At 73.1% G+C, this 13829-nt stretch carries 11 protein-coding genes; 8 read left to right on the plus strand and 3 right to left on the minus strand.

Annotation, left to right across the window (positions count from 1 at the left end; translation table 11 throughout):
• Positions 1-238: 238 nt before the first annotated feature.
• Positions 239-1141 (plus strand): oxygenase MpaB family protein, encoded by a 903-nt coding sequence (locus AB0D94_RS36690; RefSeq protein WP_362061910.1) that lies wholly within the window; start codon positions 239-241, stop codon positions 1139-1141.
• Between the two features lie 5 nt (positions 1142-1146).
• On the opposite strand, the gene AB0D94_RS36695 is transcribed toward AB0D94_RS36690, so the two are convergent.
• A complete protein-coding gene (locus AB0D94_RS36695) occupies positions 1147-2679 on the minus strand; it encodes a M1 family metallopeptidase (protein WP_362061913.1) in 1533 nt (510 codons plus the stop codon).
• 539 nt (positions 2680-3218) lie between these two features.
• Here AB0D94_RS36695 and AB0D94_RS36700 point away from each other — a divergent pair.
• The 5 genes from AB0D94_RS36700 (at position 3219) to AB0D94_RS36720 (ending at position 9462) form a co-directional block, all read left to right on the plus strand.
• Positions 3219-4082 (plus strand): hypothetical protein, encoded by an 864-nt coding sequence (locus tag AB0D94_RS36700; RefSeq protein ID WP_362061916.1) that lies wholly within the window; start codon positions 3219-3221, stop codon positions 4080-4082.
• A gap of 84 nt (positions 4083-4166) precedes the next feature.
• A complete protein-coding gene (locus AB0D94_RS36705; protein WP_362061919.1) occupies positions 4167-6602 on the plus strand; it encodes a Tex family protein in 2436 nt (811 codons plus the stop codon).
• Positions 6603-6909: 307 nt separating this feature from the next.
• Positions 6910-7473, plus strand: a complete 564-nt coding sequence (locus tag AB0D94_RS36710; protein WP_362061922.1) for a hypothetical protein — start codon at positions 6910-6912, stop codon at positions 7471-7473.
• Positions 7463-8641 (plus strand): MAB_1171c family putative transporter, encoded by a 1179-nt coding sequence (locus tag AB0D94_RS36715; RefSeq protein ID WP_362061925.1) that lies wholly within the window; start codon positions 7463-7465, stop codon positions 8639-8641. The genes AB0D94_RS36710 and AB0D94_RS36715 overlap by 11 nt, the downstream gene beginning before the upstream one ends.
• A 29-nt stretch (positions 8642-8670) precedes the next feature.
• Positions 8671-9462: an SDR family oxidoreductase gene (locus AB0D94_RS36720; protein ID WP_362061928.1), complete on the plus strand. Its 792-nt coding sequence runs from the start codon at positions 8671-8673 to the stop codon at positions 9460-9462.
• A 69-nt stretch (positions 9463-9531) separates the two neighbouring features.
• Here AB0D94_RS36720 and AB0D94_RS36725 read toward each other — a convergent pair whose 3' ends face one another.
• Complete coding sequence (locus tag AB0D94_RS36725) at positions 9532-9786, minus strand: hypothetical protein (protein ID WP_362061931.1); 255 nt, start codon at positions 9784-9786, stop codon at positions 9532-9534.
• 301 nt (positions 9787-10087) lie between these two features.
• A complete protein-coding gene (locus tag AB0D94_RS36730) occupies positions 10088-11725 on the minus strand; it encodes an ABC-F family ATP-binding cassette domain-containing protein (RefSeq protein WP_362061934.1) in 1638 nt (545 codons plus the stop codon).
• A gap of 101 nt (positions 11726-11826) precedes the next feature.
• On the opposite strand from AB0D94_RS36730, the gene AB0D94_RS36735 reads away from it, so the two are divergent.
• Complete coding sequence (locus AB0D94_RS36735) at positions 11827-12795, plus strand: GlxA family transcriptional regulator (RefSeq protein WP_362061937.1); 969 nt, start codon at positions 11827-11829, stop codon at positions 12793-12795.
• Between the two features lie 313 nt (positions 12796-13108).
• Positions 13109-13738 (plus strand): DJ-1/PfpI family protein, encoded by a 630-nt coding sequence (locus AB0D94_RS36740; RefSeq protein ID WP_362061941.1) that lies wholly within the window; start codon positions 13109-13111, stop codon positions 13736-13738.
• Positions 13739-13829: the final 91 nt, after the last annotated feature.

Consider the following 13829-nt stretch of genomic DNA (forward strand, 5'->3'; position numbering starts at 1 on the left):
CGGGCGCGCTGGTGGCGGCCAGCGCGCCGGCGGCGACCGCCGCGACGGCAGCGGCGGCGGCGCGGTGACGGCGGGGGGAGCTCTGGGACATGGGGGACTCCATCATTCCTGCGGGGGAAGATCGGCTCCGCCATCCAAGCAGCCACGGTTACCTCTGGGTAACACCCGTGCAGCGACTTTCTGTCCGGACCGAGACATCGCGGGGAGACCCCCGAACGCAGCCGGTCATACTGGACACATGAGTACGACGGAGCAGCCCGCAGACGGCGACACGCGCCCCCGGACCGGCCGCCGCGGCGACCCTGAGCCGCCGCCGCCCGGCGGGGTGCTGTGGACCGTCGCCGGCGACGTCCGGGCCCTGCTGATGCTCCCCGCCGCCTTCACGATGCAGGTCGCCCACCCCGCGATCGCCGCCGGAGTCGACCAGTACTCCGTCTTCCGCACCGACCCCTGGGGCCGCGGCGAGCGCTCGCTGCGCTCCGTCCAGCTGTGGGTGTACGGCGGCGAGGAGGCCGTCGAGGAGGGCCGCCGGGTCCGCAGGCTGCACAAGGAGATCCAGGGCACCGACACCCGGGGCCGGCGCTACCACTCCCTCGACCCCGCCTGCTACGGCTGGGTGCACGCCACCGGCTTCCCGGTCTACCTGTACGCGGGCCGCTACCTGCTGCGCCGCTTCACCCCCGCCCAGGAGCGGCAGCTCTACGGGGAATGGCTCCAGGTCGGCCGGATCCTCGGCATCCACGACCGGGACATGCCGCAGAGCATCGAGGAGTACTGGGAGTACTGGGGCCGGATGCTCGCCGAGGAGATCGAGCCGACCGCGGTCGCCCGGGAACTGGTCGCCACCGACGTGCCCCTGCCCCGGCCCGAGGTCGGCGGGCCCCTCGTCAGGCTCCTGCTGCGGCTCACCTGGCCGGTGCTGCGGGCGGCGTTCCTGCGCCTGCGGGCCTTCGTCACCGTCGGGTACATGCCGCCCGAGGCCCGCGCGGCCATCGGGCTGGAGTGGAGCCCGGCCCAGGAGCGCAGGCTCCGCCGCTTCAGCACGGCCGTACGGCTCCTCGTACCGCTGCTGCCCGAGCGGCTGCGGTACCTGCCCATCGCGCGGGCGGCGCGGGCCCGATGGCGCGGCGCCGCCCGCTGAGGGACTCAGTGGCCGTCGTGCTCGTGGACCGAGTTCGTCGCCGCGATCTTCTTCCACGACTTCGGCTCCGCCTGCGGGGCGGCCGGGGCGGACGGCGCGGCCTGGAGCAAACGGGCCGACGGCTGCGGCGCCGCGGGGTTCAGGGCGGCGGCGTCCGGCTTCCCCGGGGTGTACAGCCAGGTCTCGAACAGCTGGGCCAGGGGCTTGCCCGAGGCCTTCTCCGCGTACCGGACGAAGTCACCGACCTTGGCGTTCCCGTGGGCGCGCTCGGTCGGCCAGCCCTTGAGGATCTGGAAGAACTTCTCGTCGCCGATCTCGTTGCGCAGCGCCTGGAGGGCGATCGCACCCCGGTCGTAGACGGCCCCGTGGAACTGGTTCTCCGGACCCGGGTCACCGGGCTTGACCTGCCAGAAGGGGTCCTCGGCCGGGCGTGAGGCGTAGGCCCAGTCGGCGAGCTCCTGCGCGGTGCCCTCGCCCTCCTTCTCCGACCACAGCCACTGGCTGTAGCGGGCGAAGCCCTCGTTGATCCAGATGTCCTTCCAGCCCTCGACGGACACGCTGTCGCCGTACCACTGGTGGGCCAGCTCGTGCACGACCACCGAGACGTTGGCGCCGTTGCTGAACTGGCGCGGGCTGTAGAACGGCCGGGTCTGGGTCTCCAGGGCGAAGCCGCTGGTCACATTGGGTACGTAGCCACCGAGCGCGTTGAAGGGGTACGGCCCGAAGACCCCCTCCAGCCACTCCGCCACCTCGGTGGTCCGCTCGACGCTCGCGCGCGCCGCCCCCGCGTTGTCGCCGAGGTCCTTGCTGTACGCGTTGAGGACCGGGAGCCCGTTCGCCGTCTTGTCTGTGGTGATGTCGAACTTGCCGATGGCGAGGGTGGCGAGGTACGTGGCCTGCGGCTTGTTGGAGCGCCAGTTGAAGCGGGTCCAGCCCAGCTTCGAGGTCTGCGACTGGAGCACGCCGTTGCTGATGGCCTGGGTGCCGTCCGGGACGTTGACGGACACGTCGAAGGTGGCCTTGTCCAGCGGGTGGTCGTTGCTGGGGAACCACCAGACGGCCGAATCCGGCTCCTGCGCGGCCACGCCGCCGTCCGGGGTGCGCGCCCAGGCCGACCAGCCGTCGACCTTGAACTCGGAGGGCTTGCCCGCGTACTTGACGACGACGCTGAGCGGGGTGTTGCGCGCCACCGGCTTGGCCGGGGTGACCTCCAGCTCGTGGGCGCCGGAGGTGGCGAACTTCGCCTTGACGCCGTTGACCCGGATCTCGCTGACCTTGAGACCGAAGTCGAGGTTGAAGCGGGACAGGTCCTGCTTGGCGGTGGCCAGCAGGGTGGCGGTGCCCTCCAGGAGGTCGGTCTTCGGCTGGTACTGCAGGCGCAGGTCGTAGTGGGACACGTCGTATCCGCCGTTGCCGCTGGCCGGGTAGTAGGGGTCGCCGATACCCGGGGCTCCCGGGCCGTAACTCGCCGCCGATGCCGGGATCACCAGCAGGAGGGAGGCGGCGAGCACGCCCGGGACGATGACTTTGCGGTGCACGGATGACTCCAAGTGGTAGGGGAGACAGCTCGGTTCAAGGTCTCGTCGCTCGACCGTATTCACCCTCGGCGCCCCAGGTCATGTCTACGACCACTCCTGTCACACGATCGCCATTCGGCCGTCACGCGCCTGCGCGCGGCGCGGTGGCGGAGCCGGCGGCGGCGCCCGTCCGTCGGGCCCCGCCGGCGCCCGGGTTCCGGGCCGCCGTAGCCCCTGGCCTGCGGCGGGGCCGGCGGACCCCGATCCCGGCGGCGTCCGCGCACCGTATCGGCGGGGGTCCGGCGAGGCCGGGGCAGCCCCCGCGCGGCAGCCGTGTGCGCGGCGCGGATCGGCTGGATCGAGCCGGACCGGCCGGGGTCGGTCGCCCCGCGTCCGTACGCCCGGCAGCGCCGCGCGGCCCGGGCCTACCGGGCGTACCGGCCCGCGTCCGTACGCCCTGGGGCGGCGTAGCCGGCGTTCCGGCCCCGCGTCCGTACGCCCGGCAGCGCCGCGGTGTCTTGGCCTACCCGACGTACCGAACAGTCGGTAACCTGCGGCGCATGACCCTTCACCCCCTCGCCGCCCGACGCTGCTGGCACGCCGCGATCAACCCGCTGCACGCCACCGTCTACTTCTCGCCGGAGATCGCCAAGGAGTTCGCCGCCCTCGGGATCACCGACCCCGTCGCCGTCAACCTCGCCCACCGCTCCGCCGCGATGGGCGCCGTCGGGGCCGGTGCGGTCACCGCCACCTTCTACAACTACCGCCACGACCTCGTCGCCCGGCACCTGCCCGCCGTCTGGGACACCACCACCCCCGAGCAGGCCCTAGCCGCCCGGCTGCGGGCCGCCGACGGCAGCCTGCGCCGGCTCCTCGGCGCCGAGACCATAGCGTCGCCCGAGCTCGCCGAGGCGGCCGACCTGGCCATGCGCGCCACCGAGGGCTGCACCCGGCACGCCCGCACCCTGTACGCGGCCCACGCCGACCTGCCCGTACCGCAGGAGCCGCACCTGCGCCTGTGGCACGCCACCACCCTGCTGCGCGAGCACCGCGGCGACGGCCACCTCGCCGCCCTGCTCATGGCCGGCCTGGACCCGGTCGAGGCACTGGTCAGCCACACCGCCACCGGCAAGGGCATGACCCCGAAGTGGCTCAAGGGCATGCGAGGCTGGACGCAGGCCGACCTGGACGCCGCGGCCGGCCGGCTGCGCGAGCGCGGCGTGCTCGACGCCGCCGGCGAGCTGACCGAGGCGGGCGCCGCCCTGCGCGAGCGGCTGGAGAGCGACACCGACCGCCTCGACGCGGCGCCTTACGAGCACCTCGGCGCGGACGGCCTGTCCCGCCTCACCGAGCTCGGCGGCGCCCTCGTCGTCAAGGCCGTGACCGCCGGGGCCTTCCCGCGCGACCTCATGGGCAAGGCCTGACGGGCAGGGCTCCCGCGGTCCGCCACCGCCACCTGCCACAATTGGCAGCCTTCCAGTGCAAACGAAGGCAGGCGGAACCCGATCGTGACGACGTCCATCGAAGGCAGGATCGCCGAGGAGCTCGGCGTACGGGAGCGGCAGGTCAAGGCCGCCGTCGAGCTGCTCGACGGCGGCTCCACCGTGCCGTTCATCGCGCGCTACCGCAAGGAAGCGACCGAGATGCTCGACGACGCCCAGCTGCGCACCCTTGAGGAGCGGCTGCGGTACCTCCGCGAGCTGGAGGACCGGCGGGCTGCGGTCCTGGACTCCGTACGGGAGCAGGGCAAGCTCACCGACGAGCTGGCGGCGCGGATCGGCGCGGCCGACACCAAGGCCCGGCTGGAGGACATCTACCTGCCCTTCAAGCCCAAGCGGCGCACCAAGGCCCAGATCGCCCGGGAGGCCGGTCTGGAGCCGCTCGCCGAGGGCCTGCTGGCCGACCCGTCGGTGGAACCGGCCGCCGCCGCGGCCGCGTTCGTCGACGCGGACAAGGGCGTCGCCGATCCCGCCGCCGCCCTGGAGGGCGCCCGTGCCATCCTCACCGAGCGGTTCGCCGAGGACGCCGACCTGATCGGCGAACTGCGCGAACGCATGTGGGGCCGCGGCCGGCTCGCCGCGAAGGTCCGGGACGGCAAGGAGGAGGCCGGCGCCAAGTTCGCCGACTACTTCGACTTCGCCGAGCCGTTCACCGCCCTGCCCTCGCACCGCGTCCTCGCGATGCTCCGCGGCGAGAAGGAGGACGTCCTCGACCTCACCCTGGAGCCGGAGCCGCCGAGCGAGACCCCCGGCCCGTCCACCTACGAGGGCATGGTCGCCCGCCGCTTCGGCATCGCGGACCGCGCCCGCCCCGGCGACAAGTGGCTGGCCGACACGGTCCGCTGGGCCTGGCGTACGAAGATCCAGGTGCACCTCGGCATCGACCTGCGGACCCGGCTGCGCGCCGCCGCCGAGGACGAGGCCGTACGGGTCTTCGCGTCGAACCTGCGCGACCTGCTGCTGGCTGCCCCCGCGGGCACGCGGGCCACGCTCGGCCTGGACCCGGGCTTCCGTACCGGCGTGAAGGTCGCCGTCGTGGACGCCACCGGCAAGGTGGTGGCCACCGACGTGATCTACCCGCACGTGCCCGCCAACAAGTGGGACGAGTCCCTCGCCAAGCTCGCCCGCCTCGCGAAGGAGCACGCGGTCGAGCTGGTCGCCATCGGCAACGGCACGGCCTCCCGCGAGACCGACAAGCTCGCCGGGGACCTGATCACCCGCCACCCCGAGCTGGGGCTCACCAAGGTGATGGTCTCGGAGGCCGGCGCCTCCGTGTACTCGGCCTCGGCCTTCGCCTCGCAGGAACTCCCGGGCATGGACGTGTCGCTGCGCGGCGCGGTCTCCATCGCCCGCCGCCTCCAGGACCCGCTCGCGGAACTGGTCAAGATCGACCCGAAGTCGATCGGCGTCGGCCAGTACCAGCACGACCTGTCCGAGGTGAAGCTCTCCCGCTCGCTCGACGCGGTGGTCGAGGACTGCGTGAACGGCGTCGGCGTGGACGTCAACACGGCCTCCGCCCCGCTGCTGTCGCGGGTGTCGGGCATCAGCGGCGGACTCGCCGAGAACATCGTGGCCCACCGCGACGCCAACGGCCCCTTCCGCAGCCGCAAGGGCCTCAAGGACGTGGCCCGGCTGGGCCCGAAGGCGTACGAGCAGTGCGCGGGCTTCCTGCGGATCCGCGGCGGGGACGACCCGCTGGACTCCTCGGCGGTGCACCCCGAGGCCTACCCGGTGGTCCGCGCCATGGGCAAGACGGCGGGCGGTGAGGTGGCGGCCCTGATCGGCAACACCTCGGTGCTGCGTTCCCTGCGGCCGGAGCAGTTCGTCACCGAGGCCTTCGGTCTGCCGACCGTCAGCGACATCCTGCGCGAGCTGGAGAAGCCGGGCCGCGACCCGCGCCCCGCCTTCAAGACGGCCACCTTCAAGGAGGGCGTGGAGAAGATCGGCGACCTGGCCCCCGGGATGATCCTGGAGGGCGTGGTCACCAATGTGGCCGCCTTCGGGGCGTTCATCGACATCGGCGTCCACCAGGACGGCCTGGCCCACGTGTCGGCCCTGTCGAAGAACTTCGTCAAGGATCCCCGCGACGTGGTCAAGCCGGGCGACATCGTCCGGGTCAAGGTCATGGACGTGGACATTCCGCGCAAGCGGATCTCCCTGACCCTGCGGCTGGAGGACGAGGCCGGGGCGGAGCGCGGCGCGGGCGCGCCGAGGCAGCGCGAGGACCGGCAGGACCGGCGGGGCGGCGGCGCCCGTCCGCCGCAGCAGCGGGGCCAGGGTCAGGGCCAGGGCGGTCAGCGCGGCCAGGGCCAGCGGCAGGGCGGCGGCCAGGGCCAGCGGCAGGGCGGCGGCTCCGCCCCGGCCGCCGCGCCCGCCAACAGCGCGATGGCCGACGCCCTGCGCCGGGCCGGCCTCACCGGCCCGGAGGAGCGCCGCAAGCGCTAGGGGGTGTCCCGGGGTGTCGTGGACAGGTGCTGAGGCCCTCGTGAGCGACCCTTTGCGGTCACCCGGCGCGCCGGGGTCCACCTGCGGAATGGCCGAATAGGCACCCCGGGGGCGGGAGTGCCTTGCCAACTCCCGTACAAGATCTGTAGGCATGATGGAACGCCCGTTCGTCTTCCGGCGAACGGGCTTCCGCTTTCCTCCCTCAGGACCGCATTTCCCCGAGGCCGCCTTGAAGGCACAGGACGTCATGCCCATGCCCACACACGCCTACCGACGCTGCCCGAGAAAGGGTCCGAAGAGGGATCACATGCCCCACCCGCAACTCAGCCTGCGCAAGAGGTGCGAGAACATTCTCGGCCATCTCGATCTGACTCAACCCTTCTCGCTCGACGGGCTGTGCCAGCGCATAGCCGAGCAGCGCGGCCGACCCATCCGGCTCCACCCGCTCCCGAAGGAGGCGGCGGAGTCAGGCGTCTGCGGCCTGTGGGTGGGCACCGCCAGCGTCGACTACGTCTTCTACGAGGCGCAGACCACCCCGCTGCACCGGGAGCACATCGTCCTGCACGAGCTGGGCCACATCCTGTTCGGCCACCACTCCCTGGAGGGCGAGGAGGTGGACGGAGACGCCCCCGTCGTCCTCGGGCGCACCAACTACACCACCCGTCAGGAGCAGGAAGCGGAAATGCTCGCCAGCATGATCCGCATCCGTACGGCGAACTCCACCCCGCAGTCGCCCGTCCGGGCCGGGGACACCCTGGCCCGGCTGGAGTCCGCGATGGGCTACCAGCGGCACGAGCGCCACGAGCGCGTCGAGCGGCATGCGCGCCACGAGCGCCACGAGCGCACCGAGCGGGGGAACCATGGGGGCTGAACTCACCGCCATCGGCGACTGGCTCGCCGTCCCCAGCGTGGTGTGCCTGTGGATCGCGGTCCTGCTCCGCGCCCCCGCCGCCCTGCGCTCCCCGCAGCAGCGCGGCCTGTGGTTCGCCGTCGCCACCGCAGCCGCCGCGATGACCCTGAACCTCCCCGCCGTCGTCACCTACGCGATGCGCGACCCGCACTACTCGCACACCGTGGGCCTCGTCCGCAACCTCATCGGCGTGCTGTCGGCGGGCGCCGTCCTCTACTTCGTGGCCGCCGCCACCCGCGGCCGCAGGCTCCAGCTCGCCTCCTGGATCGCCACGGTGGCCTGGCTGACCGCGCTCCTGGTCCTGGACGCGACAGCGCCCGGGCACGGCACGCACACCATGCCGCCGGCCGGCGACCCGGTGCCCTCCCTCGCGTACTGGCTCGTGCTGATCTCCGCGCACGTGATCGCCAACACCGTCTGCGTCGCCCTGTGCTGGCGCTACAGCCGCCGCACCGAGAGCCGGGGCCTGGCCGCCGGGCTGCGGCTGTTCGGCCTCGGCACCGCGCTGGCCGGCCTGTTCTGGTTCGCGTACCTGCTCAAGGCCCTCTTCGGCAGCACCTGGGCGATGCCCGCCCTGCCGCTCCTGATGAACCTCCACGGGCTGCTGCGCGCCGCCGCGATCCTGGTTCCGACCCTGTTCACCCTGCGCCGCACCACCGCCGACATCGCCACCGCGTGGCGGCTCTGGCCGCTGTGGCGCGACCTGGTCCAGGCCGTACCGCACGTGGCCCTCAACAAGCCTCGGGCGGGCCGGGTGGTGGAACTGCTGTGGCCGCCGGTCCCGCGCAACCTGCTGGTCTACCGCAAGGTCATCGAGACCCGCGACGCGATCCTGATCCTGGGGGAGTACGTCGCCCCGGGCGTCCAGGAACTCGCCCGCGGCCACGTCACCGGGCACGGGGTGCCCGAGCAGCGGCGGTCCGCGGCCGCGCTGGCCTGCGTACTGAAGGAGGCCCGGGAGGCGAAGCTCGCCGGCCGGCCCGGTCAGGCGGGCGGGGCGGCCGCCCTGACCCTGCCCGCCGCCGTCCAGACCTCCGCCGAGGGCAGCGGCCTGGAGGACGAGGCCCGCTTCCTCGTGGACGTGGCCCAGGCCTACGCCTCGCCGACCACCACGGCCTTCGCCCCATGACCTGCCCGACAGCACCAGGAAGTGACCCCTTGACCACCGTTCTGATCACCGGGGCCAGTGCCGGACTCGGCGCTGCCTTCGCCCGTGGGTTCGCGGCCAAGGGCTGCGACCTCGTCCTCGTCGCCCGCGACAAGGACCGCCTCGACGCCGTCGCCGAGGCCCTCGGCCGGGAGTTCGGCACGGCCGCCGAGGTGCTGCCCGCCGACCTGCTGGACGCGGGGGACTGCGCGGCGGTCGCCGAGCGGCTCGCCGACCGGGCCCGGCCCGTGGACATACTCGTCAACAACGCGGGCTTCGGACTGCCCGCGCCCTTCCCCTACAGCCCGGTCGAGGACGAGGAGCGGATGCTCGACCTGCTGGTGAAGGTGCCGCTGCGGCTCACCCACGCCGTACTGCCGGGCCTGCGCGAGCGCCGCCGGGGCGCGGTCCTCAACGTCTCCTCGGTGGCGGGGCTCCTGCCGACCGGGACGTACGGGGCCGCCAAGGCCTGGGTGACGGCCTTCAGCGAGTCGCTGCGCGTGGACATGGAGCCGTACGGGGTCCGGGTCCTGGCGGTGGTACCCGGCTTCACCCGCACCGAGTTCCAGGAGCGGGCGGGGATGGACGTCAGCTCCCTGCGCGACGCGGTCTGGCTGGAGCCTGACGCCGTAGTGGACCGGGCCCTGCGCGATCTGGCGCTGCGCCGCCCGGTCAGCATCACCGGCGGCCGCTACCGCGCCTACGCCTTCGCGGCCCGCCACCTCCCGCGCACCTTCGTGGCCCGCAAGATGGCCCGCACCCGGCGCGCTCCGGCCGACCGGCCGGACGAGCGCGGGCGCTGAGGCTACCGCGGCAGACCGATGCGCGGCCCGGTGACGGGTCCGCGCACGGTGTGCAGTGAAGGGGACGAATCAGTGGCCGTGTCCTCGGCCGTGGCCGTGTCCTCCGTAACCGTAGTCGTCGTCATCGTCGTCCCAGCCGCTGTGATGCCCGCCGTAGCCGTTACCGCCGCCGCCATCGCCGCAGCCGCCGCCGGTGACGTAGCTGACCGGTTGGGTCGGGGCTGCCGCCGAGGCGGTGCCGGCCGTGCCGAGCGCGGCCCCACCGGCCATCAGGAGACCGGCAGCGGAGGCCACGAAGAGGCGCTTCGCTCTCTGTGCATGCATGGGAATTCCCTTTCCTCCGCTTCCCCGCACCTCTTCGAGGCGTGAGGGCGCGGAACCGCGGCCGCAGAAGCAGAATGCGCAGCGCGGATCGGATGCAGAGCCGCGGGACGGTGCGGAAGCACCTTTCCTGCCACAAGGGGGCTCAGTCGCCACATGGGTTCCGAAGCAGACACGCGTCAGAGGCTCAAACCCTGCCGACGCGGGACTCCGGCCATGGGGGCGTGCTCCGCGGTTGCGGCTCTCACCCACAAAGGCTAGTCCCGCACGAGCAGGTCGGCACCTCGGGACGTCAAGCCGCCCCCTAGAGCTCGGTGACCTTGCCGTCCGCGACCCGGAGGCGGCGGGTCACGTGGACGGCGTCCAGCATGCGGCGGTCGTGCGTGACGAGGAGGAGCGTGCCCTCGTAGGCCTCCAGGGCCGACTCCAACTGCTCGATCGCCGGGAGGTCGAGGTGGTTGGTGGGCTCGTCCAGGACCAGCAGGTTCACCCCGCGGCCCTGGAGGAGGGCCAGGGCCGCGCGGGTACGCTCGCCCGGGGAGAGGGTGGCCGCCGGGCGCAGGACGTGCGCCGCCTTGAGGCCGAACTTCGCCAGCAGGGTGCGGACTTCGGCCGGCTCGGTGTCCGGGACCGCCGCGCAGAACGCCTCCAGCAGCGGCTCGTCGCCCAGGAACAGGCCGCGGGCCTGGTCCACCTCGCCGATCAGCACGCCCGAGCCGAGGGTGGCGGAGCCGGAGTCCGGCGCCAGCCGGCCCAGCAGGACGGCGAGGAGGGTGGACTTGCCCGCGCCGTTGGCCCCGGTGATGGCCACCCGGTCCGCCCAGTCGATCTGCAGGCTGGCCGGGCCGAAGGTGAAGTCGCCCCGCTTGACGGCCGCTTCGCGCAAGGTGGCGACGACCGAGCCGGAGCGCGGGGCCGCCGCGATCTCCATGCGCAGCTCCCACTCCTTGCGGGGCTCGTCCACGACCTCCAGCCGCTCGATCGCGCGCTGCGTCTGGCGGGCCTTGGCGGCCTGCTTCTCGCTGGACTCGCCGCGCAGGTTCTTGCCGATCTTGTCGTTGTCGCTCGCCTTGCGGCGGGCGTTGCGCACGCCCTTGTCCATCCAGTTGCGCTGCATCTGGGCCCGGCCTTCGAGGGCGGACCTCTTGCCCGCGTACTCGTCGAACTCCTCGCGGGCGTGGTTGCGGGCCCGCTCGCGCTCCTCCAGGTACGCGTCGTAGCCGCCGCCGTAGAGGTTGATCTGCTGCTGGGCCAGGTCGAGTTCGAGGACCTTGGTGACGGTGCGCGTCAGGAACTCGCGGTCGTGACTGATGACGACCGTGCCCGCGCGCAGTCCCTTGACGAACTGCTCCAGCCGCTCCAGGCCGTCCAGGTCCAGGTCGTTGGTGGGCTCGTCCAGCAGGAAGACGTCGTAGCGGGAGAGCAGCAGCGAGGCGAGGCCCGCGCGGGCGGCCTGGCCGCCGGAGAGCGCCGTCATGGGGAGGTCCAGGCCCACGGTGAGACCGAGCTCGGCGGCGACCTCCTCGGCTCGTTCGTCGAGGTCGGCCCCGCCGAGGTTCAGCCACTGGTCCAGCGCGGTGGCGTACGCGTCGTCCGCGCCGGGTGTGCCGTCCACCAAGCCCTGCGTCGCCTCGTCGAGCTCCGCCTGCGCGGCGGCCACGCCGGTGCGCCGGGCCAGGAAGTCGCGTACCGACTCGGCGGGCCGGCGCTCCGGCTCCTGAGGGAGGTGGCCCACGGCGGCGGTGGGCGGGGAGAGCCGCAGCTCACCGGTCTCGGGAGTGTCCAGCCCGGCGAGCAGCCGCAGCAGGGTGGACTTCCCGGCGCCGTTGACGCCGACGAGACCGATGACGTCGCCGGGCGCGACGACGAGGTCGAGATCGGCGAAGAGCGTGCGCTCACCGTGCGCGGCGGTGAGCTTCTTGGCGACGAGGGTTGCAGTCATGATTTGTCGATCCTATCCGGGCGGCGGTGTGTCCCCGGATGGCAGTAAAGGTGGGAGGCACGTCATTGCGGCCATGGGGCCCGGTCTCACACCATGGGGTCATGTCGTTGCGAAACGTGCTCGTCGTCCTCTACGACGGGGTGCAGAGCCTGGACGTGACCGGGCCGGTGGAGGTCTTCGCCGCCGCGGCCCACTTCCCGGAGCGGGACGGGTACGCGATCCGCACCGTGTCGCCGGGAGGCGCCCCCGTCCGTACGAGCAGCGGGCTCACGCTGGTCCCGGACGGGGACCTGGAGAGCGCCCGGCCGGGGCCCGGGACCACGCTGCTGGTGCCCGGGGGCCGCTACACGGCCGACTTCGAGCCGGGGCTGACCGACTGGCTGCGCGCGTACGGGGGGCGCGCGGAGCGGCTGGTGTCCGTGTGCACGGGAGGGCTGCTGCTCGCCGAGGCCGGGCTGCTGGACGGGCGGCGGGCGACGACGCACTGGAACGCCTGCGAGCAGATGGCGCGGGACTATCCGGCCGTGGTGGTGGAGCCGGACCCCATCTACGTCCGGGACGGGCCCGTGGCCACCTCGGCGGGGGTCACCGCGGGGATCGACCTTGCGCTGGCGCTGGTGGAGGAGGACCACGGGCAGGACATGGCGCTGACGATCGCCCGGCACCTGGTGGTGTTCCTGCGGCGGCCCGGCAACCAGGCACAGTTCAGCGCGCAGCTGGAGGCGCAGACGGCCCGGCGGGAGCCGCTGCGGGACGTGCAGCAGTGGATAACCGAGCACCCCGACGGGGACCTGAGCGTGGAGGCCCTCGCTCACCGGGCCCGGCTCTCGCCGCGGCACTTCGCCCGCGCCTTCCAGGCGGAGACGGGGGTGACGCCGGGGCGGTACGTGGAGCGGGTGCGGGTGGAGCACGCCCGGCGCCTGCTGGAGGAGAGCTCCTCGGGCGTCGCCCAGGTCGCCCGCGCTTGCGGGTACGGCACACCGGAGGCACTGCGCCGCGCCTTCGTGAAGACGCTGGGCCAGCCCCCGGCGGAGTACCGCCGCCGCTTCGGCACACCCCACGCCCCCTAGGCCCTGTCCGGGCGATCTTCGCGGGCCCGCGCCGCCTGGCACGGCACCTCGCCGCGTTGTCGGACCGCGCGAGTACGGCCGAGTACGAGCTGCGATCCTCCGCCTTGCGATGCACCGCACCAGACGACGCGACCCGGCAAACCTTTCCGGCTACAGCACTAGCCGGCCGGCCACACAGACAGCCGGCCGGACAGCCACACAGGCAGCGGGCCACCCAGGCCGAGAGCCGGCCGGCCGCACAGGCAGCCGGCCTGCCAGACAGCCGTCCAGGCGGCCAGACACCAGAAGACCCATCGACCGCTCCGGAGGAGCCATGCAGATCGCCGTACTGCTCTACGACCGCTTCACCGCCCTCGACGCCGTCGGGCCCTTCGACACGCTCGGCCGGCTTCCGGACGCCGAGGTCGTCTTCGTGGCCGAGCGGCCCGGGCCCGTGCGGACGGACAACGGCGCGCTCGCCCTCGTCGCCGACAAGGCGCTCGGCGAGGTGACCCGGCCCGACATCGTCATCGTGCCGGGCGGACCGCACCCCGAGGTGGAGATGAAGAACCCGGCCGTCCTCGAATGGCTGCGGGCCGTCGACGCCACCACCACCTGGACCACCTCCGTGTGCACCGGCTCGCTGCTGCTCGCCGCCGCCGGACTGCTCGACGGACGGCGGGCCGCCGGCCACTGGCTGTTCCTGGACCAGCTGCCGCGCTTCGGGGCCGAACCCACCGGGGAGCGGGTGGTGTTCGACGGCAAGTACGTCACCGCCGCCGGGGTGTCCTCAGGGATCGACATGGGCCTCACCCTGCTCGGCAGGATCGCAGGGGACGAGTTCGCCCAGACCGTCCAGCTGATGACCGAGTACGATCCCCAGCCGCCCTACGACGCCGGTTCGCCGGACAAGGCGCCCGCCGAGCTCGTCGCCCGGCTGCGGGGCAACAGCCCCTTGGTCTAGGCCGTGTCTGATGGCTCTTTGATGAGGTCGCGGAGCCAGATCACGATGGCTGCTGTGGCCAGGGTGCCGTTGAAGATGTAGTCGCGTTTGT

The organism is Streptomyces sp. NPDC048255 (assembly GCF_040652415.1).
Classification (GTDB): domain Bacteria; phylum Actinomycetota; class Actinomycetes; order Streptomycetales; family Streptomycetaceae; genus Streptomyces.

Coding starts and splice junctions, on each gene's coding strand:
- AB0D94_RS36690 (WP_362061910.1), top strand. CDS start 239: ATGAGTACGACGGAGCAGCCCGCAGACGGCGACACGCGCCCCCGGACC.
- AB0D94_RS36700 (WP_362061916.1), top strand. CDS start 3,219: ATGACCCTTCACCCCCTCGCCGCCCGACGCTGCTGGCACGCCGCGATC.
- AB0D94_RS36710 (WP_362061922.1), top strand. CDS start 6,910: ATGCCCCACCCGCAACTCAGCCTGCGCAAGAGGTGCGAGAACATTCTC.
- AB0D94_RS36715 (WP_362061925.1), top strand. CDS start 7,463: ATGGGGGCTGAACTCACCGCCATCGGCGACTGGCTCGCCGTCCCCAGC.
- AB0D94_RS36725 (WP_362061931.1), bottom strand. CDS start 9,786: ATGCATGCACAGAGAGCGAAGCGCCTCTTCGTGGCCTCCGCTGCCGGT.
- AB0D94_RS36730 (WP_362061934.1), bottom strand. CDS start 11,725: ATGACTGCAACCCTCGTCGCCAAGAAGCTCACCGCCGCGCACGGTGAG.
- AB0D94_RS36735 (WP_362061937.1), top strand. CDS start 11,827: ATGTCGTTGCGAAACGTGCTCGTCGTCCTCTACGACGGGGTGCAGAGC.
- AB0D94_RS36740 (WP_362061941.1), top strand. CDS start 13,109: ATGCAGATCGCCGTACTGCTCTACGACCGCTTCACCGCCCTCGACGCC.